The sequence below is a fragment of the Stenotrophomonas sp. TWI1183 genome (assembly GCF_039673115.1).
Lineage (GTDB): Bacteria > Pseudomonadota > Gammaproteobacteria > Xanthomonadales > Xanthomonadaceae > Stenotrophomonas > Stenotrophomonas maltophilia_AA.
Window position 1 is genome coordinate 243,458 of record NZ_JBDJKZ010000001.1, and the last position, 25,191, is coordinate 268,648.

The 25,191-nt window shown below is 67.1% G+C and carries 19 protein-coding genes and 1 riboswitch; of the genes, 7 read left to right on the forward strand and 12 right to left on the reverse strand.

Features of this window, described 5'->3' with window-relative positions; all coding sequences use genetic code 11:
- Positions 1 to 9: 9 nt before the first annotated feature.
- From ABE434_RS01130 to ABE434_RS01140, 3 genes are read right to left on the reverse strand one after another with little or no spacing between them, the layout of a single operon-like run.
- Positions 10 to 1,515 carry a TolC family protein gene (locus tag ABE434_RS01130; RefSeq protein WP_346477495.1) on the reverse strand — a complete coding sequence of 502 codons (1,506 nt, stop codon included), beginning with the start codon at positions 1,513 to 1,515 and terminating at the stop codon, positions 10 to 12.
- Positions 1,512 to 4,688 carry an efflux RND transporter permease subunit gene (locus ABE434_RS01135; RefSeq protein ID WP_346477496.1) on the reverse strand — a complete coding sequence of 1,059 codons (3,177 nt, stop codon included), beginning with the start codon at positions 4,686 to 4,688 and terminating at the stop codon, positions 1,512 to 1,514. Before ABE434_RS01135 ends, ABE434_RS01130 begins: the two co-directional genes overlap by 4 nt.
- The gene (locus tag ABE434_RS01140) at positions 4,685 to 5,851 is read right to left on the reverse strand and encodes an efflux RND transporter periplasmic adaptor subunit (protein WP_346477497.1); all 1,167 of its coding nucleotides are present in this window, start codon (positions 5,849 to 5,851) and stop codon (positions 4,685 to 4,687) included. Before ABE434_RS01140 ends, ABE434_RS01135 begins: the two co-directional genes overlap by 4 nt.
- Positions 5,852 to 6,373: 522 nt before the next feature.
- Between ABE434_RS01140 and ABE434_RS01145 the strand changes: the two genes are divergently transcribed.
- On the forward strand, positions 6,374 to 9,979 hold the full coding sequence (locus ABE434_RS01145; RefSeq protein ID WP_346477498.1) for an autotransporter outer membrane beta-barrel domain-containing protein: 3,606 nt from the start codon (positions 6,374 to 6,376) through the stop codon (positions 9,977 to 9,979).
- A 47-nt stretch (positions 9,980 to 10,026) separates the two neighbouring features.
- Here the strand turns inward: ABE434_RS01145 and ABE434_RS01150 are convergent, their stop codons facing one another.
- From ABE434_RS01150 to ABE434_RS01160, 3 genes are all read right to left on the reverse strand, one after another.
- A complete protein-coding gene (locus ABE434_RS01150) occupies positions 10,027 to 10,314 on the reverse strand; it encodes a hypothetical protein (protein WP_346477499.1) in 288 nt (95 codons plus the stop codon).
- A complete protein-coding gene (locus ABE434_RS01155) occupies positions 10,307 to 11,686 on the reverse strand; it encodes a hypothetical protein (RefSeq protein ID WP_346477500.1) in 1,380 nt (459 codons plus the stop codon). Before ABE434_RS01155 ends, ABE434_RS01150 begins: the two co-directional genes overlap by 8 nt.
- 256 nt (positions 11,687 to 11,942) lie before the next feature.
- Positions 11,943 to 12,317, reverse strand: a complete 375-nt coding sequence (locus ABE434_RS01160) for a glycine zipper 2TM domain-containing protein (RefSeq protein ID WP_176988680.1) — start codon at positions 12,315 to 12,317, stop codon at positions 11,943 to 11,945.
- Positions 12,318 to 12,393: 76 nt separating this feature from the next.
- Between ABE434_RS01160 and ABE434_RS01165 the strand changes: the two genes are divergently transcribed.
- The 5 genes from ABE434_RS01165 (at position 12,394) to ABE434_RS01185 (ending at position 16,766) form a co-directional block, all read left to right on the forward strand.
- Entirely contained in the window at positions 12,394 to 12,921 is a 528-nt protein-coding gene (locus ABE434_RS01165; protein ID WP_346477501.1) for an H-NS family nucleoid-associated regulatory protein, read from the forward strand.
- Positions 12,922 to 12,932: 11 nt separating this feature from the next.
- Positions 12,933 to 13,289, forward strand: a complete 357-nt coding sequence (locus ABE434_RS01170) for a VOC family protein (RefSeq protein ID WP_346477502.1) — start codon at positions 12,933 to 12,935, stop codon at positions 13,287 to 13,289.
- Between the two features lie 46 nt (positions 13,290 to 13,335).
- The gene (locus ABE434_RS01175) at positions 13,336 to 14,265 is read left to right on the forward strand and encodes a hypothetical protein (RefSeq protein WP_346477503.1); all 930 of its coding nucleotides are present in this window, start codon (positions 13,336 to 13,338) and stop codon (positions 14,263 to 14,265) included.
- Between the two features lie 73 nt (positions 14,266 to 14,338).
- The gene (locus ABE434_RS01180) at positions 14,339 to 14,572 is read left to right on the forward strand and encodes a hypothetical protein (RefSeq protein ID WP_179458702.1); all 234 of its coding nucleotides are present in this window, start codon (positions 14,339 to 14,341) and stop codon (positions 14,570 to 14,572) included.
- A 142-nt stretch (positions 14,573 to 14,714) separates the two neighbouring features.
- On the forward strand, positions 14,715 to 16,766 hold the full coding sequence (locus tag ABE434_RS01185) for a TonB-dependent receptor (RefSeq protein WP_346477504.1): 2,052 nt from the start codon (positions 14,715 to 14,717) through the stop codon (positions 16,764 to 16,766).
- A 48-nt stretch (positions 16,767 to 16,814) separates the two neighbouring features.
- Here ABE434_RS01185 and pnuC read toward each other — a convergent pair whose 3' ends face one another.
- The 5 genes from pnuC to ABE434_RS01210 form a co-directional block, all read right to left on the reverse strand.
- Positions 16,815 to 17,411 carry a nicotinamide riboside transporter PnuC gene (gene pnuC / locus ABE434_RS01190; protein ID WP_346477505.1) on the reverse strand — a complete coding sequence of 199 codons (597 nt, stop codon included), beginning with the start codon at positions 17,409 to 17,411 and terminating at the stop codon, positions 16,815 to 16,817.
- Positions 17,408 to 19,573 carry a TonB-dependent siderophore receptor gene (locus tag ABE434_RS01195; protein ID WP_346477506.1) on the reverse strand — a complete coding sequence of 722 codons (2,166 nt, stop codon included), beginning with the start codon at positions 19,571 to 19,573 and terminating at the stop codon, positions 17,408 to 17,410. Before ABE434_RS01195 ends, pnuC begins: the two co-directional genes overlap by 4 nt.
- A gap of 67 nt (positions 19,574 to 19,640) precedes the next feature.
- Positions 19,641 to 19,736: riboswitch (TPP riboswitch) on the reverse strand.
- A 39-nt stretch (positions 19,737 to 19,775) separates the two neighbouring features.
- The gene (locus tag ABE434_RS01200; RefSeq protein WP_346477507.1) at positions 19,776 to 20,912 is read right to left on the reverse strand and encodes a phosphotransferase; all 1,137 of its coding nucleotides are present in this window, start codon (positions 20,910 to 20,912) and stop codon (positions 19,776 to 19,778) included.
- Positions 20,913 to 21,014: 102 nt separating this feature from the next.
- Positions 21,015 to 23,213, reverse strand: coding sequence for a hypothetical protein (locus tag ABE434_RS01205; RefSeq protein WP_346477508.1), 2,199 nt, complete (start codon positions 23,211 to 23,213; stop codon positions 21,015 to 21,017).
- A 72-nt stretch (positions 23,214 to 23,285) separates the two neighbouring features.
- Positions 23,286 to 23,675 carry a RidA family protein gene (locus ABE434_RS01210; protein WP_176988673.1) on the reverse strand — a complete coding sequence of 130 codons (390 nt, stop codon included), beginning with the start codon at positions 23,673 to 23,675 and terminating at the stop codon, positions 23,286 to 23,288.
- Between the two features lie 139 nt (positions 23,676 to 23,814).
- On the opposite strand from ABE434_RS01210, the gene ABE434_RS01215 reads away from it, so the two are divergent.
- Positions 23,815 to 24,732 carry a LysR family transcriptional regulator gene (locus tag ABE434_RS01215; protein ID WP_346477509.1) on the forward strand — a complete coding sequence of 306 codons (918 nt, stop codon included), beginning with the start codon at positions 23,815 to 23,817 and terminating at the stop codon, positions 24,730 to 24,732.
- 29 nt (positions 24,733 to 24,761) lie between these two features.
- Here the strand turns inward: ABE434_RS01215 and ABE434_RS01220 are convergent, their stop codons facing one another.
- The gene (locus ABE434_RS01220) at positions 24,762 to 25,139 is read right to left on the reverse strand and encodes a hypothetical protein (RefSeq protein ID WP_346477510.1); all 378 of its coding nucleotides are present in this window, start codon (positions 25,137 to 25,139) and stop codon (positions 24,762 to 24,764) included.
- Between the last annotated feature and the right edge of the window lie 52 nt (positions 25,140 to 25,191).

Here is a 25,191-nt window from a genome sequence, read left to right on the forward strand (position 1 = left end):
CAGGCAGGTCTAAGGCCGCGGCAGAAGCGTGGTGAATCGCCCATCCGGCGCGCCGCTTGCACCACCACAGTCGATCTCTTCCCGCGTGCAGGGCAGCCAGCCACCGCCCAGCGCCTTGTAGATGCTGACAATGGCCAGGCGCTGGTTGGTCCGGGCTACCACCAAGGCACGCCGGCTGGCGAAGTCGGCCCGTTCCGCATCCAGGACATCCAGATAGATGCCCTCGCCGTGGGTGAACTGCGCGCGTGCAAGGCCTGCTGCCTGACCCGTAGCGGACGCTTCCTGGAGCCGGAGCTGCAGCGCCTCGCCGGCCGAGCTGAAGGCACCGAACGCGTTGTCGGTTTCCTCCAGCGCATGCAGCACGGTCTGGTCGTAGCGGATCAGCGCTTCACGCGCACGTGCTTCGCTCGCCGCGATCCTGGCGCGAACCCGTCCGCTGTCGAGGAAGGACCAGCGCAGCAGCGGTGCCAGAAGGCTCGACAGCGCCGAACTCCCGCCCGTGGAGCCCAGGCTGCCTGCCACCACGCCAATCGACCCCTGCACCTCGATCTGGGGATACAGCCCTGCGGTCTCTACGCCGATGCGAGCGGTCGCCGCCGCCAGGCTCAACTCCGCCGCTTCGATATCCGGACGTCGTGCCAGCAGCGCAGTGGGATCACCCACGGCGATCCTGCGGACCTCCAGCACGTCGCGTGCGGTTGCGGTCGAAGGTGCGGCGAAGGTCTGCGGTGTCTCACCCAGCAGGAGGGCGAGCGCGTTCGAGGCCACGGCGCGGCGGTGCGCCAGTTCGGGCGCCACCACTTCAACGGCGCGCAGCGCGGCGTCCGCCCGCAGGCGGTCGACCTCGTTGGCCGAGCCGGCATCCACCAGTCCCTCGACCAGCCGCAGACTGTCGCGCTGGCTCCGCGTCATCTCGACAACCACGCCGAGCTCCGCCTCCAGCCCGCCCAGCTCGAACCAGGTGGCCGCCACCGCCGCCGCCACGCTGGCCTGCACATCGCGCAGCAGCGCTTCACGCGAACCGGCGTCGGCCCGTGCTGCTTCCGCCGAGCGGCGGACACGGCCGAACAGATCGATCTCCCAGGAGGCATCGACTGCAGCCCGATAGGTCTCGGTCCGGCGCGCCTGGCCCGGTCCGCGTTCCACTTCGCCGAGCCGACGGTTCTCATGCCCGACGCCGACGCTGCCGCGTGGCAGGTAGCCTTGCCGACTCTCGCGAAGCATCGCCTTGGCTTCGTCCAGGCGTGCGGCGGCGAGCCCGATGTCATGGTTGGCCGCCCATGCGCGCTGGATCAGCGAGGTCAGCACTGGATCGTCAAAGGACTGCCACCACGCCGCGTCCACTGCACCGGGTGAAAGCCCGGCCGACCCCACGCGGAATTCGGTGGGGAACGGCGCCGACGGCAGATTGGGCAGCGACGGCGAGGCGACGTTGGGCCCCACCGAGGCGCACGCGGACAGCATCACGCCTGCGGCAAGGGGAAGCAGGGACAGCCTGCGGCGACGATCGTTCACGACGCACTCTCCTGTGCAGGGTGGCTGGCGCAGCGCTTGCGCCTCTCGAAGCGGGACGAAATGCGGCGGATCACCACATAGAACACCGGCGTCAGGAACAGGCCGAACACGGTCACCCCCAACATGCCGGCAAAGACCGCGACGCCCATCGCCTGGCGCATCTCGGCGCCCGCGCCGGTCGCCAGTACCAGCGGCACCACACCGGCGATGAAGGCCAACGACGTCATCACAATGGGACGCAGCCGCAGTCGACATGCTTCCACCACCGCATCGACGGTGGCCCATCCCTCTGCCTCGAGTGCCCGGGCGAACTCGACGATCAGAATCGCGTTCTTCGCCGCCAGCCCCACCAGGACGATCAGACCGATCTGCACGAACACGTTGTTGTCCCCCCCCATCAGCCAGACGCCGCCGATCGCACTGAGCAGACACATCGGCACGATCAGCAGCACCGACAACGGCAGCAACCAGCTGTTGTACTGCGCGGCGAGGATCAGGTAGGCGAGCAGCACACACAGCGGGAAGATGTACAGCGCCGCGTCACCGGCCAGCTTCTGCTGGTAGGTCAGTTCGGTCCACTCAAAGCTCACGCCCTCGGGCAGCACTTCCTTGGCCAAGCGTTCCATCACCGCCACGACCTGGCCCGAGCTGACCCCGGGCGGCGCGCCGCCGGAGATGTCGGCGGAGGGATAGCCGTTGTAGTGGATGACACGGTCCGGACCCGCGCTCGGCGTGACCGTCACGAATGACGACAGCGGCAGCATCTGACCGGCGGCATTGCGCACCTGCAGTTGGCCGATCGCCTCGGCTTGCATGCGATGTTCCGCGTCCCCCTGGGCGGTGACCTTGTAGGTGCGACCGAAGCGGTTGAAGTCGTTGATGTACAGCGAGCCCAGATAGACCTGCAGGGACTCGAAGACATCCGCCAAGGGCACGCCCTGGCTCTTGGCCTTGGTCCGGTCGATCACCACGTCCAGCTGCGGCGCGTTGACATCCAGGCTGGTCATCAGCCCGGCGACCTGGCCGGATTCGGTGGCCTTCATCATCAGGATCTGGGTCTGCTGGACCAGGGCGTCCAGCCCCACTCCGCCGCGATCCTCGATCTGCATCTTGAAGCCGCCCGTGGCGCCCAGCCCGGGGACGGGCGGCGGCGGGAACACACCGAGGAAGCCATCCTGGATGCCAGCGAACTTCGCCTGCAGACGCCCTGCGATCGCCGTCGCCGCGAGATCAGGCGACGTACGGTCCTTGAACGGATCGAGCATGACGAACATGACCGCTGCGTTGGGCACGTTGACGAAACCATTGATCGACAGCCCCGGGAAGGCGACCACGCTCTCGACGCCCGGCTCGGCAAGTGCGAGCTTCGACATCTGCTTGACGACATCGTCGGTGCGGTCCAACGAGGCCGAGTTGGGCAACTGGGCGATGCCCATCAGGTAATACTTGTCCTGCATCGGCACGAAACCGGGCGGCACCACCTTGAAGCCGAACAAGGTCAGCGCGAGCAATCCACCGTAGACAAACAGCGCTACCCCACTGACCCGCACGAGTTTGCGCACGCCATTGCCATACGCATCCGGTGCACGCTCGAAGGGACGGCTGAGTCGCTCGAACACCCGCCCGGCACGGCCACGCAGGCTGCGCGGATCGCGTGGAGGTGCGATCGTGCGCGGTCGCAGCAGCATCCCGGCCAGCGCCGGGCTGAGCGTGAGCGAGTTGACCGCGGACAGAATCGTGGAGATCGCGATCGTCAGGGCGAACTGGCGATAGAACTCGCCCTGCAGGCCGGTCAGGAAGGCCGTGGGAATGAATACCGCAGCCAGCACCGAGGTGATCGCGATGATCGGCCCGGTCACCTCGCGCATGGCACGCCGCGCCGCCTCCAGCGGCTCCTCGCCGTCCTCGATATGCCGTTCGACGTTCTCCACCACCACGATCGCATCATCGACGACGATGCCGATGGAGAGCACCAGGCCGAACAGGGACAGCGTGTTGAGTGAGAACCCCATCAGGTGCATGACGGCGAAGGTGCCGATCAGGGACACCGGGACGGCCAGCAGCGGGATCAGCGAGGCCCGCCAGTTGCGCAGGAACAACACCACGACGATGACCACCAGGATGATTGCTTCCAGCAGCGTCGTCGCGACCGATTCCAGCGAGGCCCTCACGAAGACCGTCGGGTCATACGCGATGCGCGACGACAGGCCCTCCGGGAAGTTCTTCTCGAGCCTGGCCATGGTCTCGCGCACGGCGGCCGACACGTCGAGTGCATTCGCACCCGGGCTCTGGATGATCTGCAGGGCCACCGCCGGCTCACCATCGAGCAGGCTGCGCAGCGCATAGGCGTCGGCGCCCATCTCGATCCGTGCCACGTCGCGCAGGCGGGTGACCTGGCCGTCATCGCCGGTGCGGATGATGATGTCGCCGAACTGTTCTTCGTCGGTCAGGCGGCCCAGCGTGTTCACCGTCACCTGGAAGGCGGCGGTGGAATCCGGCGACTGCCCGACCGAACCGGCGGCGACCTGCACATTCTGCTCGCGCACCGCGGCAATGACATCACCGGCGGTCAAGCCGCGGGCGGCGATGAGGCTGGGATCCAGCCACAGCCGCATGCTGTACTCCCCCGCTCCCCAGACCAGCACATCGCTGATGCCGGGAATGCGGGACAGCTCGTCGCGCACCTGCAGATAGGCATAGTTGGAGATGTAGAGCGGGTCGTACCGCTTGTCCGGCGACAGCAGGTGGACCACCATCAGGATGTCGGGAGACGTCTTCTGGGTCACCACGCCCTGGCGCTGCACTTCGGCAGGCAGGCGCGGCAACGCACGCGAGACCCGGTTCTGCACCTGGACCTGTGCCATGTCCGGATTGGTCCCGTCGGCAAAGGTGACGGTGAGGATCATCCGGCCGTCGGTCGCGGACTGCGAAGACATGTACATCATGCCTTCGACACCGGTGATGGCCTGCTCCAGGGGCGCTGCCACCGTCTCGGCGATCACCTTCGGATTGGCACCCGGATAGGACGCCGTGACCTGGACGGTAGGCGGCGTCACCGCCGGATACTCACTCAGCGGCAACTGGAAGAAGGCGACGATGCCGGCGATCACCATCAGCACCGACAGCACGATGGCGAAGATCGGCCGATCAATGAAGAAGCGCGGGAAATTCACTGCGCCGCTCCTTTCTTCGCCGGCGCCTTCAGCGGCGTACCGTCAATGGCACTCGCCTGCGGCGTCACTTTCATGCCGGGGCGCACCAGGCCCTTGACGACGATGCGGTCGCCACGTTGCAGGCCCTGCTCGATGACCCGCAGCCCATCCACTACCGGGCCGAGTTCGACCGGTCGGTATTCGGTCGTATCCCCCTTCCCCACCACCAACACATACCGGTGGCCCTGGTCGGTGCTGATCGACTGATCCGAGACCAGCACCCGGTCCTTCGACGGGCCGGCCTCCAGTCTCACCTTGGCGAACAGGCCGGGCGTGAGCTGGCCATCGGGGTTGTCGATCACCGCGCGCACGCGCACCGTCCCCGTCCCGCGATCGGCTGCGTTGGAGAGGAAATCGAGCCGCCCTTCGCGGCTGTAGTCCTTGTCGGTGACCAGGGCCACCGCAACCTTGGCGGCTGCAGGGCCGGCGGCGGCGTCCTGCGTCCGGCCCGCAGCCAGTGAGCGCAGATAGGTGCGCTCGTCCACGTCGAAATAGACGTGGAGCGGATTGATCGACACGATCGTGGTGAGCGGCGTCACCCCGGCGGCAACGAAGTTGCCTTCGGTGACCAGGACCTGCCCTACCCGGCCGCTGATCGGGGAGGTGACGTGGGTGAAGCCCAGGTCCAGCTGCGCGGCATCCAGCGCCGCCTTGGCCGCGTCCACCTGTGCCTTGCCGGCATTCAACGCCGCCGTGGCCGAGTCCAGCAGGTTGCGGGCCACGATCTTCTGGGCGAACAGCTGCTCGGCGCGTGCGTGGTCGGCCTGGGCGAGCGCCGAGGCCGCTTGCGCTTCGCGCAGACGCGCGGCGGCCGCATCGCGTGCGGCCTGGAACGGCCGCGGGTCGATGTGGAAGAGCGCCTTGCCCTTCTCCACGAAGCTTCCCTCCGGCACGCTGACCTGCTGGATGTAACCGGCGACGCGCGGGCGCAGTTCCACCTGCTTGACCGCCGTCAGTGAGCCGGTGAATTCGGCAAAGGGCGTTACCGGGCGGACGATGACCTCGGCGACGGGCACACCGGGCGGCTGGGCGGAGCCCGCGCCAGGCGCGGTCTCCCTGCATCCAGCGAGGGCGAGTGCGGCGCCGATCGCCAGGGTCATCAAGGTGGTGCGCGTGAGTATCATCGTTGTGCCTTTCGCGACTGCGGTTGGATATCTGGATTGCTGAACCGAAACGGCTCCGGCGACCGTTGTCCGGCATGACACGCTGGGAAGGTCAAGCGGTTTTTGAGTACGCAGCCTGCTGCGCCGATGGCCCGGCCAAAACGCAGGCATGGCGATGCCGCCTGGGCTGCGCTTAGGCAGGCCGGGCACGGGGGCGTAGAAGCGCGTTTTCGGCGCTGGGCGATAGGGCGTCGGGAAGACGCCGCGTCGGTCGTCCCAGTGCAGTCGCGGCAGTCGGCGCGACCATACATGCGACACATCAAAATCCAGGACGCGATGTCTTTACTGAATTTCCAGTGAATCGTTCTGTGATCGACCCATCATTTACAACTAATTGCATATTTTCTCATTGACAGCCCTCCTACCGTTGCGACCTCGATCTTCCCGGGCATCTCCAATGCCGACACTACGAGGTTGCACACCATGAAGTCTGATGTCTCAGTACAGCGGGTCCTTTCCCTGGCTATCGCTTCGGTGATCGCAATGGCGGCTGCGGATGCCGCCAGCGCGCTGCCGATCGTTGCCGACGGCACCCATGTCGATGCCAGCGGTCAAACCGTTGCAGGCAATCCCGGCTATCTGGGTCACGCGATGAGCGCCGTCAATGGCGGCAGCATCACCGCGTCGGACATGACCCTGTCCACCAGCGGGGAGCAGGCATCCGGTGCTATCGCCAGTGGGGTCGGCAGTCGCATCGAACTGAGCAACAGCACCATCGCCACCTCCGGCTATGTGTCCCCTGGCCTGAACGCCACGGACGGTGGCAGGATCGCGGCCGATGGCGTGACCTTCAGCTCCACCGGCAACAACGGACGTGGCGTGCAGGCCACCGGCGCCGGCAGTGAAGTCACCTTCAACGGCGGCCGCATCACCACCGCAACGATCTACGCCGATGGCGTGCGTGCCGCCGACAATGGCGTGATCAACCTGGGCCGCGATAGCGCCGGCCAGGGCACCGTGATTACCAGCAATGGCGGCTCGGTCGGCCTGCTCGCTGGCAGCAGCACTGCAGGTGCCAGTGGCGCGATCAACGCGGTCGGTGCCACCGTGAACAGCAACGGGCCTGCTGCCTTCGCCGGCGGTGCGGGCGCCCGGCTGAACATCCGGGAGAGCTCCATCAACTCACTTTCGTCTGGCGTGGTCGCCACGCTGGGCGGCCAAGCGGTGGTCGAAAGCACCACCATTCGCGCGGGTCGCGCCGATCGGATCAACAGCCATGGTGTGTCCGCCGATAACGGTGCTCACGTGGATGTCCGCGACACCTCCATCAGCACCATCGGCGCCAGGTCCTACGGCCTCTACGCCACTACTGCGGGCACCATCGATGCCACCTCGACCAATGTCGCCACCACAGGCCTGAACTCCCACGGCGCCGTGGTCGACAGCGCCGACAGCCGCATCACCATCGCCGGCGGCCAGGTCACCACAACGGGCCAGGAAGCCTACGGCCTCTATTCCAGCGCCGGTGTGATCAACGCCGACAACCTCACCATCACTACCTCCGGCCTTGGCTCCATCGGCGTATTCGCACGCGGTTCCGATGCCGTCGTCACCTTGAGCAACAGCACCGTTGTCGGCAACAACCGCGCCCATGGCGCTGCCGCGCTGGGCGGAGCACAGTTGAACATCATCAGCTCCGACCTCACCGCCAACGATTCGAACGGCGTCACCGCCCGCAATGCGGGTACCAGGGTCAACGTCGTCGGCTCCAACATCCAGACCAGCACCCAGGACTCGCACGGAGTACTGCTGAGCGACACCGCCAGCGCAACCATCGACGGCGGCCGCATCAGCACCGCCGGCGACCGCAGTCGCGGCATCTGGGCCGCTGGTGGAAGCACGGTCAATGTCACCAACGCGCGTATCGAAACCGCCGGCAACCGCACCGCCGACGCCAGCGGTCTACCGTTCGGCGCAGCCGGCGCAGTCGCTTCCTCCGGCGCCCAAATCACATTGCAGAACACCGACGTCGCCACTACCGGTTACTGGGGCGACGGTGTCGATGTTGAAGGTGACGGCTCGCTGCTTCGCATGATCGGCGGTAGCGTGCACACCACCGGCGACGACTCCAAGGGCGCCGCCGCCTATGGCGGCACCAACCATCTAAGCCTGGAGCAGGTGCAGATTCTCACCGAAGGCCAGAGCGCGCGCGGCGTGGTGGCGTCTGGCGCTGGCAGCAGTGCAGATGTGGCGGGCGCCACGATCACGACCCGCGGCGGTGCATCGCATGGCTTGGACGCCATCGACGGCGCGCGCGTACAGGCAACGGGTACCCACGTGACTACCCAGGGCAGCGGTGCCTATGCGGCGCGTGCCCGCAATGGCGCACGGATCGACCTCCAGGGCGGCACCTTCTTCGCCGCCGCCTCGGCCGGCCTCGGCCTCGAAGCTGCAACACTGCGCGCTAGCGATGGCACCCGTATCGAAGGCGGCAACGGTCGGCTGGCCGAGTTCGCCTCGGACAGCGCCAATACCGTTTCCTTCGACCGCAACGTGGTCGCCCTCGGCGACATCCGTTTCTCCGATGCCGCCATCGACAGCGACGGCAATGGTTCCCTCGACCGCACCTCCACCCTCTCGCTCGACCACGACAGCTACTGGAAGGGTGCCACCGATGCCGTGGGTGATCTCTCGCTCGCCAACGGCAGCCGCTGGGACGTGACCGGCGATTCGCAGATCGGCAACCTTGCGATCGCCAACGCCACCCTCGCCTTCGACCATACGGACGGCCAGTACAAGACCGTCACCGTGGACGGCAACTTCCACGCCGACAACGGCCTGCTGGCGATGAACACCGCACTGGGTGATGACACCTCGCCCACCGACCGGCTGCACGTACGCGGCGACACCTCGGGTACCGCGCGTATCGCCGTGAACAATATCGGCGGGCCGGGCGCCCTCACCAATGACGGCATCCAGCTGGTCCAGGTGGACGGCGTTTCTGCCGGTAAATACCAGTTGCAGGGCCGTGCCGTGGGCGGTGCCTATGAGTACTTCCTGCATCAGGGTGGCCGCACCGACCCGACCGATGGCGACTGGTACCTGCGCTCGCAGCTGCCGGTGGCCCCCATCGACGAGTGCCTGGCCAACCCGCAGAACCCTGCCTGCCTGGACCCCGAAGTGCCCACGCCGGTCGAGCGCCCGGAAGGCGGCGTCTACCTCGCCAACCAGGCCGCTGCCGTCGGCATGTTCGACCTCACGATGCACGAGCGCGTGGGCGAGCCGAACCTGGCCGAGCGCCAGAAGAACGGCGATACAATGGGCGGCGTGTGGGCCCGCGTGACCTCGGACCACACCCGTGGCCGCATCGATGACCAGCTCACCCACCAGGGTCGCCAGAACCTGCTGCAGGTGGGTGCCGACCTCACCCGCTGGGGCCGCGAGGACCGCGGTGTGGTTGGCGTGATGGTGGGGACCGGCGAAGCCACCGAGCGCGTGCTTTCCCAGGTCACCGGCTATGCCGCCGAAGGTCGGGTCAAGGGCCGCGCCGCCGGTGTCTACGGTAGCTGGCTGCGCGATGCCGCCAATGACGGCGGCCTGTACGTGGACAGCTGGGCGCAGTTCGCGCACTTCCGCAACACGACCCAGGGCGATGCGCTGCAGGCCGAGCGCTACGACAGCCGCAGCACCACTGCCTCGGTCGAAACCGGCTACGCCTTCAACGTCCATCGCGGCAGCGCCAGCGCCATGTATCTGGAGCCGCAGGCCCAGGTGATCTGGAGCGACTACCGCATGGACGGCGGCCACCACGTTGAAACCAACGGCACCCAGGTTCGCGAGGCCAACGCGGGCGGCGTGCGGACCCGGGTGGGCGTGCGCCTGTTCGGTCACACGACCATGGAGGGCATCAACCGGGTGCAGCCCTTCGCAGCGGTGAACTGGCTGCGCAACCATGGCGGCGCGAATTCGGTGTGGATGGATGACATCAAGCTGCAAGGCGCTGCGCCGCGCGATGTGTACGAAGCCAAGGCGGGCGTGCAGTTGCAGCTCAGCCGGGCACTGACTGCCTGGGGTGAGATCAGCGCCGGGCGTGGCGCCAAGGACTACCGCAGCTATGGCGGGCTGCTGGGCGTGAAATACGCCTGGTAAGACGGCGGGGTGGTAACCGATGAGGACGCCCATGGGCGTCCTCATCGCTATTCTGTCGCAGGGTGCTGCGTGGCCCTACCGTACATGTCCTGCCCGGTGAGTTCATTGACCCCACGCAGCAGCGCTTCGGTGGCTGCGTAGGTGGTGCTCGCGTCCATTCTTCGGCTCGCCATGTCCATGCACTCGGAACGGAGCGTTGCGGTCAACTCGAAAAGCGCAGACAGCACGGCCTGGTTGTCAGGCATATCACGCAAGGCCGCCCTGCCAACGGCATAGGCCTGCGCATGATCGCCGGACAGGACGTGCGTTCTTATGCGATGCGATGCGTCACTCACTATCGTCTCCAGAACGATCAACGCTCGACGGCAATGCCTTCGTCAAACGCCATCCTTCTGCGTCCCTGCCGAGTCTCCACCCCTCGCTGAGCTCCAGCATCCAGCCCGGCCCCGTCCATCTGGAGGCCTCGCCTTCCACCGGGTCGCCGCTGACACTGAGCAGCGCCCAGTCCTTGGACAGCAGCGCCCCGGATTCCGCCGTCAGCTCCCCCCACTCATCCCGAACCGTCATGGGCGTATAGACCGTCCCCGCGTCATCCAGCGGAAACAGCGCGCGCGGATCGAAGGACACCGATGGCGTACCGAGGGAGAGGCGAACAGCATCCTTGCCCAGGAAACGCTGACGGTACTCGGCGCTGCGCTGCTCCCGCGCTTTAGCCCGCTCGCGCTCCTCTGCGCGCACTGCGTTCATTCCATAGGTGCCACCGGCACGGGCAAGGTCCGTCGCGCTCAGTGGGACATCAAGCGTCCCTGCCAGCAGCCCCGCCAGGTCCGAAGTGGCCGAGAGCCCGCTGCGCCACGACGGCGACCAACGATCCAGCAGAATCCCGTACGCCGGCCCGGTCGCATATGCAGCCGAGCGCACGAAACTCTGCGAGACATCCGCCCTGGCGAGCGCCTCCACAACGGCGGGGGCGGCATTGGCATTGCTGGCGGCTGCGGCGACGAAGCGCCCTGTGTACTCGGCCAAGCCTTCGTTGCGTTCGACGTTCGCTTCCTCGCCCAGCGCGCGTTTCGACGATGGTGGAGACCCGGAGCGAAGCGCCCTGAAGCCCAGCGCCGCCGCGGCGTGCTGACGCGCCTGGCGGTCATCGGTTTCCGCAACGGCCTGTGCCAAGGCGCGCATTTCCAGCCGCAACGCCGTGCGACCGGCTTCGCTGTCCAGATGGGCCGTGTCGCCTTCGGCAGCAGGAAGACCGAGGGCCGCCTGCACGCAATGCCACTGCTCGTGCCAGAGCAGCGTCGCCAGCCCATCCCGGTCGGCGGGCAACGGCAGAAGCAGCAGGACAGTGGGTACGCCGTCGATGAGGGTGCAGGTGTTGGCAGGCGGCTGATCCTTCCGCAGCGCCACCGGCACTGTCGCCCCTGTCACGGAATTCCGTTGCCAGTTCGTGCCGGAGGCACGATCAGGCACGACCACCGGCGCAGCCAGCGGAACACCCCAGAGACGCTGCGCGGCTCGCCGGAATGCGGGCGCTTGCGCCACGACGACCACTCTCTGCAGCGCCTCCTCGATTCCGGCAGGCGGCGTTTGGCCTGCAGCCACACACGGTGTCAGCCACACAGCCAAGGCAACCGCAGCGAAAGCGCTGCATCGATGCCGATGGCGTTGCGCTTCCGCCACCTGTTTCGAACGGGACGTCCTTGCCATGATCTCCGCGCGTCTCCTTGCAGGCTGTTCCCTGCTCTGAATCCGGACGGTAACCCACGACAGCCGGCGATTCCATATCGTCGTGGCCGAGCACGGCTTCAATCAATGGACACGCCAACACCGGCACCGCGGTTTTCGGCACCGGCGTCTCACGTGGAATATCTACGCCTGCTTCGCCGCACGCGCGCGCAGCGCATCGGTGGGTGCTCCTGGGAAGGACGCGCAGCCCTGGCCTTGCCACGGGCTGCGCCCACCGTCAGCGCCAGCCGCGGTTATGGTGGCGACGGTCCTGGTTCCAGCGACGCTGGTCATGACGGCGGTCGTGGCGGCTGCTGCGCTCGTAACGGTGGTCGCGGTCATAGCGGCGATCACGGTCGTAGCGATAGTCACGGTCGCGGCGATCCTTGGTGGTCACGTTGCCGATCGCACCGCCCGCCACTGCGCCACCTGCGGTCATCAGCGGATCGCCGTTGGACAACACGTGCCCGGCGACGCCACCCACCACGGCACCCACCAGCGTGTTTTTGTCCTTGCGCGACATCGCATCGGCGTTGCCTGCGGCGGTTACGCCGGCGGTCAGGGCCAACGCGAGGGCCAGGCCACGGAAGCTGAAAGCGGTCGAGGTAAGCATCGTTGGATCCTTTGAGTGGAACGGTGTTGAATCGAATCTGGTGGCCGAAGATTGCCGGAACATTGCGCACCCGCAGATGAACCTCCCCCTGTTCAGTTTGGCGAAAGTACAGCTTTCCCCTCGCGCCGATCTGCGATGGCTTCACGCCGGCATTTGCTATCGTGCCCTCCGTCAGTCCCACCTACCCTGGAATCCCATGCCCCGAACGCCCTCCCCTGCCCGCTCCGCATCCAAGATCAACGCCAGCCTGGCAGCGCAGGTCGCGCGATCGGGCATGGATGAGCAGGCACTGCTGAAGGCCGCCACACGGGAGGCCTACGAGCGCGTCACGGTGCTGCTGAGCACGAGCTTCGCTGACTTCACTCCGGAGCAGCAGCGCAGGATCCAGGCAGTGGTGGGAGCCGAAGGCCCGGCCAGGCGTGAAAAGCCCGCCAAGGCCGCCAAAGAAGATCTGCCACCGCGTTTCTGGTTGCCGCACAGCGGCGCCACCTGGTCGGGCCGCGGCCGGGTGCCCAATGCCTTCCTGTCCTGGGAAGGCACGGTGGCGCATACCGAATGGAAGAAAACCCACCCGGATCAGCGTTTCCCTGCCTATCCGGGCTGAGGCGATCATTGATGCAGCAGACCGTCATCCCCCAGCTGCGCATGACCGATGCCACGGTCAGCGTGCCCTTCTACCAGCGGCTCGGGTTTGCAATCGACTGGGAACACCGGTTCGCCCCGGACATGCCGCTGTTCGTGCAGATCAGCCGTGAGGGCCAATCGTTGTTCCTGAGCGAGCATGCCGGCGACTGCGAGCCTGGCGGCGCCGTCTATTTCCACGTCCCGGAGGTAGATGCACTGCACGCTGCGTTTGTCGCGGCCGGAGCACCGGTGTTTCGACCGCCGGCGGACGTGCCCTGGGGCGGGCGCGAGATGATGGTGATCGATCCGGACCACAACCGGCTGCGGTTTGCGACGCAGGGCGACTGATCGAAGCGACTATGATGGTCGCCATTGAACGAAGCAGTGGTTGCAGATGAGTCGCGGAATCAAGATGCGCAAGGCGGTGGGCACGCACGGCACCCTGCACCGGGTGGGCGACCTGCAGAAGCGCCATGACGCGCAGCAGACCCTGCCGACCCTGTTGTGCGATGGCTGCAACGTGCCGGTGCGGTTCGTCCCCGAGCACAGCAGGCCCGGCGTGGAGCGTGCCCCGCCCCTCCTGGTCCCCGCCTACATCGCGCTGCAGAAAGGCACCGAGCATCTTCCCGGCTGCCGCTACAACGCCCCCGGGCACCTGCAGGCCCTCCTTGCCAGCGGAGCCGATCCCGAGTTCCTGCCCACACTGGATGATGGGAAGCATGAGCTTCGCTTGTTGGTCCTTCAGCAGGCCCTGAAACGCGGCAGCGCGGGGCCGACGCCTCTCCCGGCAGACGCACCGCTCGACGGTTACCTGCGCACCCTCACCGACCTGCTCATGCTGCAGGCGATGTGCGAGGACGACACGCTGCTGGCCGCACAGCTGACCCTGCGCTTGGGCAAGAAGCGGGTGGATTGGACGAATTTCGTCTACCGGCAAGACCGCTACGACGCGGCATGGGAACGGCTTGGCTCAGCATCCAGCGAGCTGCCGATGGCGCTGCTTGGGACCGTGCGGTCACATCGCACGCCGCAGCCCGGTGACCCCCATGGCGTCACCTTCCTCAACTGTGCCCCGAAGTATCAGCACACCGGCGTGACCGACCGCCGGGATTTCTACGAAGTAAGCGTCGGGCACCCCGATGCCGCGTGGCTGAAGTCCTTCCCGGTGGGCGCGGAGATCGTGATGGTCGGGCTTTGGCGCCAAGGCAGGAGCAGCACCACCTCCCGGCCGCATCCGACCGATCCGCGCCGCACGATCACCAGCGTCACCCACAAGCTGGCACTGCGGCCGGTTGTTGCCGGACAATTGGCCTTGGTGGAATAACGCGGCCTGTGGGTGCCTGCATGGCGGCCAGACCTACGCGATGTTTGACCCCGCTATAAGGAGATAGCCGCAGATGAAGGACACACAGTACTGGTTTGTCGCGCGTTCCAATGGCTGGGGATGGGGACTTCCCTGCGCCTGGCAGGGATGGGTCGTCTACACCGTCGCGTTCGCGTTGCTGATGGCCAGCCCATTCGTGTTCTCGCCATTCAAGGAACCCGTGGCGTTCCAAGTGTGCACCTGGACTGTCGTTATAGCGCTGGTGCTGATCTGCTGGAAGAAAGGGGAACCGCCCAGCTGGCGCTGACAATACGCGGGAGTGCAAACGTATCCTAATATTTCAAATGCGAATGGGTCGTGATACGATTGTTAAGAGTTGTTGAAATTTCCCACACGGACGTCCCCAAGCCATCGCCAGCGGACCCCTCTTTTCCAGGAGTACTGCGTCGATGTTGCACCCGTCCCCCCGTTCCCGTCGTTCCGTTGCCACGCTGACTGTGGCCATTGGTCTTGCCCTGGCGAGTCAGGTACATGCGGATGTAGCGGCAGACGCCGCCTCGCCCCGCCAGATGGACACCGTCGTGGTCACCGCCACCGGCGCCCAGCAGTGGATCAAGGACGCCCCGGCCAGTATCAGCGTGATCACCCGCGAGGAGATCGAACGCAAGCCGGTCAGCAGCATCGGCCAGCTGCTGAGCACGGTTCCCGGCGTGACCGGTGGCTATGCGCTGTCCGGCGCGCAGTCCAAGATCCGCCTGCGCGGCCTGCCCGAGCAGTACACGCTGATCCTCATCGACGGCCGCCGCCAGGGCAATTCCTCCGGCGTCAATTACCGCGATGACCTGGGCCCGCAGGATCTGAACTGGCTCTCGCCGGACATGATCGAGCGCATCGAAGTGGTGCGCGGGCCGATGTCCTCGCTGTACGGTTCCGACGCCATGGGCGGCGTGATCAACATCATCACCCGCAAGATCGCCGACGAATGGGGTGGCTCGGTCACCTACAACTACAGCAAGCCTGATTCCTCCACGCGCGGCAATACGCTGCAGATGGGCGGGCTGTTCAGTGGCCCGCTGACCCGGAACCTGGGCCTGCGCGTGGGTGCCAACGTGACCGACCGCGAATCGGATCGCGGCGAGTACCAGACGCCGGGCAACAAGGCCGAGAACGCCAACGCGCTGCTCAACTGGCGCATCAATGACGACCACACTCTGGGCTTCGAGGCATCGCGCGGCGAACAGCGCAACAGCGGCGCCGGTGACGTCGGCGCCTGGGGCCTGTCCAAGCTGGTGCAGACCGGCTACGCGATCAAGCATGACGGCCGTTACGGCGATGCCGCCACCTCCAAGACCACGCTGGTCCAGAACGATTACGAAGACAAGGGCAGCTCGGTCGGCACGCATTCCAAGGAGACGGTGTTCGATACCGCGTTCACCCGCAGCTTCCATTGGGGCTTCGAGCAGAGCCTGAACGTCGGTGGCCAGTGGAAGCGCGAGGAACTGGAGAACAGCGCCACCATCGGCACCGTACCGGTGACCTGGACCGGCACCGGCCGGATCAGCCCGACCAGCGAAGCCGATTCCTGGGCGCTGTTCGCCGAAGACCACATCACGCTGCACGAGCGTTTCATCCTCACCGTCGGCCTGCGCTGGGACAACACCGACAACTACGACGACAACCTGAGCCCGCGCGTCTACGGCGTCTGGCATCCGTCCAATGCCTGGACTGTCCGCGGTGGCGTTTCGCAGGGCTTCCGCGCACCGACGCTGAAGCAGGGCACGGCCGGCGCGGCGACGCAGTCCGGTGGCCGCGGCTGCACCGCGCTCACCGTGGAGGGCTGGAACAGCCGCTCGGTCAGCGCCGATGGCACCACCGGCTGCTACATGGCCGGCAACCCGAACCTGGAACCGGAAACCAGCACCAACTACGAGATCGGCGTGGGCTTCGACAAGAACGGCTGGCTGGCCTCGGCCACCTACTTCCTGACCGACTTCGACGACAAGATCCAGCAGGTTCCGCTGCGTGACATCCCCGGCCAGACCACCAGCTTCGTCAACGGCTTCTGGTGGACCGTCGCGCAGAACGTGGAAAAGGCGCGTACCCGGGGCGTGGAAGCCAGCGTCACCGTGCCGCTGCATGAGCGCCTGACCTGGACCACCAATGCCACGCGCATGCTGGAGTCGAAGAACCGCACCACCGGGTCCAACCTGCTGGTCGTGCCCAAGCTCACCGCCAATACCTCGCTGGACTGGCAGGTCAGCGACGACTGGTCGCTCAACCTGAGCGCCCAGCACATCGGCGAACAGCTGGTCTCCACCTCCAGTTCGACCTTCGCCAAGGCCTACACCACCTGCGACCTGGTGGCCGGGTTCGACGTCAACGAAAGCCTGACCCTGCGCGCCGGCGTGCTCAACCTCGGCGATGTCTCCACCATCGAAGAAGGCAACGACTACGACGGTGGCGCGCGGACGTTCTTCGTGGGTGCCACGGCGCGGTTCTGACCGCGCCGGGTCGAGTGCAGACCTGAGGTGAAGAAGGGCGGCGCGGACTTAAACGCGCCGCCCTTCCGCGTTGTGGAACATGCTCTCGTTACGTGCGGCCGTCCACGCCCGCAGGCCCATCACCGCCAGGCCCACGAAGACCAGATACAGCGCCGCCGTGACATGCAGTGACTTGACCAGGTACATCCCGACGTACACCACATCGACCAGGATCCACAGCCACCACGCCGCCGTGTGCCGGCGCGCCTGCCACCACTGGGCGACCAGGCTCAGTGCGGCCAGCATCGCATCCAGCCACGGCAGCGCTGCATCGGTATAGAAGTGCATCGCCGCACCAAGCGCGATACCAAAGGCCACGCCGATGCCCAGGTCACGCCACAACGCCACCCGCGCCAGCGGCAGGATCGCAACCCGGCCATCGTCTTCGACCTGGCCGCGCCAGCGCACCCATCCATAGACGAGGAAACCGCCGAACACGATCTGCAGCAGCGTGTCCGAATACAGCCTGGCCTCCAGGAACACCAGCGCGTACAGCGCGACCGACACCAACCCGACCGGCCAGGCCAACGGCACCCGGCGCGTCATCAGCCACACCCCGAGCATGCTGACAGCGGCCGCCGACCATTCCAGGATCGCCGGGTTCATAGCGCGAAGGTCACCGACAACCGGGCCTGACGCGGCGCGCCCGGGAACAGGTAGTAGTCACCCGAGCTGCTGCCGGTATCGCGCCAGTAGAAGCGGTTGAACAGGTTGTCCACCGAAAGGTTCCAGGTCACCGGGTGCACGCCCACCTGATGCTTGAAGCGCAGGCCGGCGTCGAACACGCTGTAGGCCGGCGCGCTCACGCGGCCATCGGCCGTGGCCACGTTGGACGCGGCGTAGCGCCAGCCACCGGTCATCCCGAGTCCGGTCACGAACGGCAGCTGGTACTCCGCGTGCACCGTCGCGCGGGTCTTCGGTACGTTGATCAGCTGGTGGCCCTCGTAGTCCGGCGTGCCGGCATCGCGTGCACGGGCGCGCAGGAAACTGGCGCTGGCGGTCAGCGACAGGCGCTCGCTGAGCTGCCCCTGCGCGGTGAGCTCCAGCCCGGTGTGGGTCTGCTGCCCTTCTTCGACGAAGGTGTAGCCCGCATCGCTGCCGTCCGGCTTGGCGTACTGGAACGGCTGCGAGGTACGGAACAGCGCGGCACCCAACGTCAGCGCATCGCCGGGGACGAACTTGACGCCCACTTCGACCTGGCGCGACAGCACCGCGGGCAGGAACGTGCCTTCGTTGGACGTCCAGAACGGGGCCTCCTGGCCGAGCGAGATGCCGCGCACGTAGCTGACGTAGGCGTTGACCTCATCGGTGGCCTTCCAGACCAGCGCGGTCTGCGGCAGGAAGCGCGACAGGCGGCTGTGGCGCTCAGGCGTGCCGCGCTTGTCGTAGGCCCGCTCGTCCAGGCGCACGAAACGGCCCCCGGCCAGCCACTGCCAATCGCCCAAGCTCATGCGGTCCAGCGCGAAGACCGCCGTCTGCGCGCTGTCCAGACGCCGCGCGGACGCACCCGGCATCAGCGGCGACGGCGCGAACTGCGGCACCTGTGCGTCGTGGATGTTGGCCGTGCCCACGTACTCGTTGACGTTGCGGCGCTTGTCCACGGTACGCTCGAAACGATCCGCGCCAATGCTCAGCGCGTGACTGACGGCACCCGTGTCGAACGCACCCCGCAGCTCGCCACGGAACTCCAGGTTGCGGCGGGTGTCGTCCGGACTGCGGTAATCGTAGATGTCGTAGTCGCCGTTGGGCGCGAAGTAGTTGCCCGGCACGCTGCCATCGGCGCATCCGGCGGCGTAGTAGCAGCCATAGGCGAAGGCGACGTTGTCGTCGATCACCGAGCGGCTGTAGCTGGCCGACACGCGCGACTGCCAGCGCGTGCTGAAATCGTAGGTATGCAGCGCGGTCAGGTTGGTGCTGTCGATGCCGACCGGCCGCTGCCAGGCCTGGTAACCCAGCAGGTGCTTGCGGTCCACGCCGCGCGGCAGCTCGGTGGCGCCCAGCAGCTGATAGCCCGAGGCCGAGCGCTGCGCGCTGGTCTGGTAGTTGGCATCCACTTCCAGCTTGCCGCGTTCGCCGATCAGCCAGTCGGTGGCCAGCGAGTAGAAATTGCGGCGGCCATCGGCATGGTCGATATAGGAATCGCTGTCTTCCCAAGCCGCATTGAAGCGCACGCCGAAACGCGGCGACAGCCAATGGCCGAGATCCACCGCGGTGTAGCGCGAGCCTTCCGAGTCGGTGCCGAGGGTGACGTTGCGGACCTCGGTCGGGCGCTTGCCCACGTAATTGATGATGCCGCCGGGCGCCATGACGCCCGCGGCGAGACCCGCCTCGCCCTTGAGTATCTCCACTGACTGGATGTTCTCCAATGCCAGGCGCTGCTCGCCGGTGATGGCCAGCCCGTTGAAGCGGTAGCCGGTGCCGGTATCCAGCGGGAAGCCGCGGATGGCGATGTTCTGGTAGTAGCCGACCGGGGCGTAGCTGTCGCCCAGCGAGGCATCATTGCTGGCCAGCTCGGACAGCGTACGGACCTGGCGGCTGTCCAGCAGGTCGCGGTCCAGCACGTTCACCGAGGCCGGGGTGCTCTTCCAGTCACCGGCGCCGAAGCTGCTGGTCTGCGTGGCGGTGACCGCCGGCTGATGTGCCTGCACGCGCACCGCAGCCAGTTCGGTCGGCGAGCGCTCGGGCGCATCCGCGGGTTCGTTGGCATGGAGAGGCAGCGCGGCGCAGAGGGCGGCGGACAACAACGTGGGGCGGAAGCAGCGGTTCATTCGATTCGTCATCAGCGAGGGGAGACGAAGCGAAGGCGCGCACGCGCACCGACCCATCACGGCGGTATGCCTGCTGCTCAAAGCTCCCTACGCCGGTGCAAACCGGATCAGGTTCCAAGGGACTCTCTCAGCCTGGTTTCGCCAGGCACCCCCGCTTCTGCGACTATTTCACTACAAACCGTACGGATTTGCGAGCCTGCCCTCAGGCGGCGGCGTGCAGCGCCTTCAGCAGGCCCTGCCCTGCGGCGGTGCTGAACCAGTCAGCATGCCCCAGCAAGAAGGTGTGGTACGCCACGTCCGCATTGGCCGGCGAGTGGGTCACACCTTCGAAGTACTCCACCTCCGAGAGCGCGAAATCCAGCTGCACGACCGGCAGCAGATCGGCCAGCAGGTGCACGCGCTCGGCCGACAGCGGCACGATCCCGCGATAGCCCGCGAGCAGCGCCAGTGCGATATCCACGCGCACGGCCTCCTCCTCCTGCTCCAGCGCCAGCCAGGCGATGGCATTGCGTTCGATGGCCGTGGCCAGATCGAACAAGGCACTGGTCGGTGAGGCCAGGCCGACATCGAGCACGGTCGCGACCACGGACGTATCGCCGTGCGGGCGCCACAGCAGGTTGGAGACATGCCAGTCGTTGTGCGCCCACAGGCGCGGTTCGGCCTGCAGCCGTGCGGCCAGCCCGGCATGCCACGGCAGCACCGAACGCTGCAGGTCGGCCTGCCAGTCCTGCCGTGCCAGATAGGCCGCCAGGCCGGGGCGATCAGCGAGACCGGCCTGGAGGGCGGCGACGGGATCGGCGGCGCGGATCAGATCGTCGCGCGCGACCAGCAGATGCGTGCTGCGCTGGGGTGCGCGGTAGCTGGCCGACGCGCGATGCAGCGTCGCCAGCATCCGTCCCGCCTCGCGTGCCTGCGCGGCATCGGTCAGCAACGTCCACGACGGCGCGTCGCGGTAGAGGTCGTGGCCACGGCCCACGCTGTGCAGCTCATAGGTCCACCCCTCGTGCTCGACCGCGGTTGCACCGTCGCGGTCACGCAGCACCTCGACCACGGGCACGCCGTGCCCGGCCAGGTGCTGCAGGAAGCGATGCTCCTCGGCCAGTCCCACGGTCGTGCGGACGCTGCCGTGGTGGCGCTTGACGAACACCCTGCCGCCCCGGCTTTCCACGATGGCGGCGGCGGACAGCGGCCGCGGGCTGTGCCAGATCAGCTGGCACTCCCCGTCCAGCTGGGCGAAGCGCCCGCGCAGCCAGGCGATCTCGCGATCGGTGATGGCGGGCCAATCGGCCGCCACCTCATCGTTGTTGAGGCCTTGGACGCGGTGGGTGCTGTTGCTCATGGGATAACGGGTCGATGACGGCGAGAAAGCACGCTGTCACCAGACAGTGGGCGCGGCGAGGATACCAAGCCGGGCCCGGCAAGGGGGAGCAGCGGCCGTCGGTCAGGGCGTGCCGTTGCCCTGCTTCGCTGCGGCCGGCTTGGCCGGCAGCAACCGCGGCTGCTCCGCATACCAGTCGCGGGCCCCGGCCAGGTGCCACTTGCGCTGCTCGCCCTGCAGCTCGATGCCGGCCCCCAGCACGCCCCAGCGCAGATAGAGATCACCCCGACGTTTGGCGTGACTCAGATCCAACCGCGCCTGCAGGGACAACCGCTCGTTCTCGGCCTTCAGGTCCTCCACGATCAGCTCGCCACTACGCCAGCGCAGCTGGCCACTGGCCTGCACTTCGCCCGAGTCCAGCATGCCGAGCACCCAGCGCGGGTATTCACTGCCCTGGGCGAACACGCCGAGCAAGGGCCCGGCATCGCGCAGGCGCAGGTCGGCCAGCCCATCGACCTGGAACGGCGCGGCCGCATCGATGTGGCCGCTGCGGATCGCGACCTTGCCCCACCAGCGTCCATCACTCTTCTCATCCCCCACGTGGATGTTGCGCAGGTCCACCGTGGTGCCGCCGAGGTCGAACTGGCGGCTGTCGAAATCCGCTCGCTGCAGGCGCGCCTGCAGTTGCGCGTCGCCGCGCATCGCGATGCCCGCCACGCTCAGGCGGGCGCCGGTCCCGCGCAGATCGGCCCTGCCCTTGCCGACCCGGCCGGACGCATCCAGCGACACATCACCGCTGAGCAGTCCGGTGCCGCCGAGCAGGCGCACGTTGTCGTTGCCGAGATACCGGTTGTAGGCCGTCAGGTCCGGCACGCGTGCATCGGTAAAGCGCAGCTGCGCGCGCATGCCGTCACTCAACTGCTTAAGGCGCGCATCGCCCTGCAGGGTGAGCGCGAGCTCGCGCCCATCGAACAACAGCGCTTTGGGCGCGTTGGTCGGCGCGGCCTGGAACCGCGGAATCTGCACCTTCAGCTCGGCCTGCGCCGGCGTGCCCTCGACAATCCGGCCCTGTGCCTGCGCATCGCCACGCATGCGGACGCCGGCCACTTCGGCCACGGCCGCCACCTGCGGAATATCCACCTTGCTGCCCGGTGCCAGCTCACCCTCGGCCAGCAGCACGTCGGCCTTCAGCAGACCACCGCCGTCCAGATGGAACCAGGGCTTTTTCACGAACAGGTCGCTGATCCAGTTCAGCGACTGGAACTGCCACGCGCCCTGCACCCTGCCGGACAGTCGCGGCAGCAGCTCGGCCGGCGCCTGGAACGGAATCTTCCGGCCGGTCACGCGGACATCGGCGTTGATCTCGCTGCCCGTCTCCGGGTCGCGCGGCAGCCGCGCCTGCACCCGCATGTCCTGCGCCACGTCCAGCTGCAGGGACAGCAGGCCACGGTCGTCGGCGTGCACGCCGGCATGCAGCGGCAGCCGCCAGACCAGACGGCTGCCGGGTCGCAGCGCGCCGTCTTCCAGGGTCACATCCGCCTTCAGCCGCGCATTGGAGACCGCACTGCCAACCTTGACGTGCGGCCCGCCGGTGTCGATGCGCAGGCCCTGGCTGCGGGCGTCGATCTGCAGCTGTGCCCAGGTGATGCCGAGTTTCTGCAGCCCCGGCGCGTCGTCACGATAGTGGCGCGGGAAGTGGAAGCGCGCGGCGATATGCGCATCGTCCAGGACGTTGACCCCGTCGAAGCTGAACTGGGCATCGTCGAAGCCTGCCGTGGAATCGAACAGCTCCGAAGGGCCGCCCTTGAGCTGCTTGAGGAAACCGACCGTGCCGTGGCCCTGGCCGACCACCAGCAGCTTGCCGAAACGGCCGCTGCGGATGGTGTCGCTGTGGATGGCATCGAAGCGCAGGGTCCAGCCGCGCTCGCCGCGCGGCGGTGGCGGGATGGCGTTTTCGACGCGCTCGACCTCGGCTTCCACCCCGGTCGCGTCAATCCGCGGAATGCGCACTTCCTTGCGGAACAGCGCCGGCAGGTCGATCCACGCACTGGCCCGGTCGGCACGGAACACGTACTGCGTGCGGTTGGCCTGGCCACGCATGCGGATGTTCCAGACCACGGCCTGGCCCGGCATCAGGGTCAGCGCCGGCCCGGTCTGCATCGTGAATTTTTCAGGTTTGCGGTTGGTGACCGCATCGAACAGCGGCGTATTGAGGAATACGTTGCCTGCCAGCAGGTACAGCACGTACAGCGCCAACAAGGAGAGCAACGCCACGCGCCACGGCCGGGGCCAGCGCTGGACGCGCTCGGGAATCAGGGGCATGTGGATCCGCAACAGGAAGCAGGATGACGGCCCACTATCGACAACGTGCGGCCGTCACCGCGTGAAGGCCTGCTACGGCAGCTTCGCAATCACCTTGATTTCCACGTCGAATCCGTACAGCCAGGTCACCCCGATCCCGGTCAGCGTCGGATACGGCGCCTCGCCCCAGTAGTCCGGCACGATGGCCCACACCCGCTCGAAGATCTGCTCGGGGTTGACCAGGAACACGGTGACGTCGACCACGTCCTCGAACGTACAGCCCGCCGCGCCGAGCACGGCGTTGAGGTTCTCGAACGCACGCCGCACCTGCGCCTCGAGGTCGGGTTCGGGCGAGCCATCCTCGCGGCTGCCGACCTGGCCGGACACGAACAGGAAGCCGTTGGAGCGCACGGCCGGCGAATAGCGGTTGCGCTCGTACAGGGCCTGGCGGCCCGGCGGGAAAACGACGTCACGTGTTGCCATGATCAACCTCTGCCCTGGGCCGACGAACGGCTCGTCACGAATGAAGCGCCACAGTAGACCGGCAGGGGCGCGGGATAAACGCGGCCTCCCCGCCAGGATTGTTTGTAGAATCCAAACAATCAGCCCCCGTGGAATGCAGATGGACCGGTTCGACGCAATGCAGGCCTTCGCCCGGGTGGTGGAAACCGGCAGCTTCACCAAGGCCGCCGACACGCTGCACATGAGCCGCACCACGGTCACGCAGCTGGTACAGCACCTGGAGGCCCGGCTGCGGGTGCGCCTGTTGAACCGCACCACCCGGCAGGTGAACGTCACCGCCGATGGCGCCGCCTATTACGCGCGGGTGATCCGGCTGCTGGCCGACATCGACGACGCTGAAACCAGCCTGTCCACTGCGGCGGCGGCGCCGCGCGGGCGCCTGCGGGTGGACGTGCCCGCCCCATTCGCGCGGCTGGTACTGGTGCCCGCCCTGCCCGACTTCCTTGCCCGCTATCCGGAGATCCACCTCGATCTGGGCGTCAGCGATCGCCACGTGGACCTGATCGACGAAAACGTGGACTGCGTGATCCGCGGCGGACAGATCACGGATCAATCGCTGGTCGCGCGCCATATCGGCGATCTGCAGGCCGGCATCCACGCCTCGCCCGCCTACCTGCAGCAGGCGGGCATCCCCGCGCATCCGCAGGACCTGGAGCGGAGCCCGCATCGCGTGGTCGGCTACCTGCGCTCGCGCAGTGGCACGGTGCTGCCCTACACCCTCCAGCGCGGCGACGAACAGGTCACGGTGAAGGGGCACCACCTGCTCGCGGTCGATGATGGCAATGCGTATCTCGCCGCGGGCGTGGCGGGCCTGGGCGCGCTGTGGCTCCCCGACTACATGGCCGCCCCGCATGTGGCCGCCGGCGAGCTGGTCCGGCTGTTCCCGGAGTGGCGCATCGATGCGATGCCGCTGCACCTTGCGTTCCCCCCGAACCGGCATGTCAGCGCCAAGCTGCGCGTCTTCATCGACTGGATCGCGGCCTTGGTGGAGCAGCGCATGCCACGTGCGCGTCCGTAAGCGCGGGACGCACTGGCTGCACGCCACGGTTATCGGCTACGGGACGCACGCTGTGGCTCCAGCGCAACCGCGCGATCATCGAGTGTTTTCTTCAGCGGCGCGATGACCAGCGTATCGCCCCTGCACACATCCACATCCCGGTAGATCACGCGCCGGCCGTTGCGGAACGCCACGCGAAGGTCGAACCGGCAGCCTTCGTCGGCCAACCGGACCGTAGTGCCGACACCACCACCCGGCAGGGCATCGATCGACCGCGGAACGAAGGCCTCCGTCCCGGCAGGCGCGACGTCCAGGGCCACGACACTGTCATGGGCCCGGTTGAGCAGGCCGAGGTAGCGTGCCTCCGCACCGTGCGCGGTACCGGCGAGCATCAGCGAAACGATCAGGAAGGGGCGGATCAAGGTCATGGCAGCGTCTCCAGGCGGGTGATGAACCCCTGCATCACGCGCCCGGGCGCCC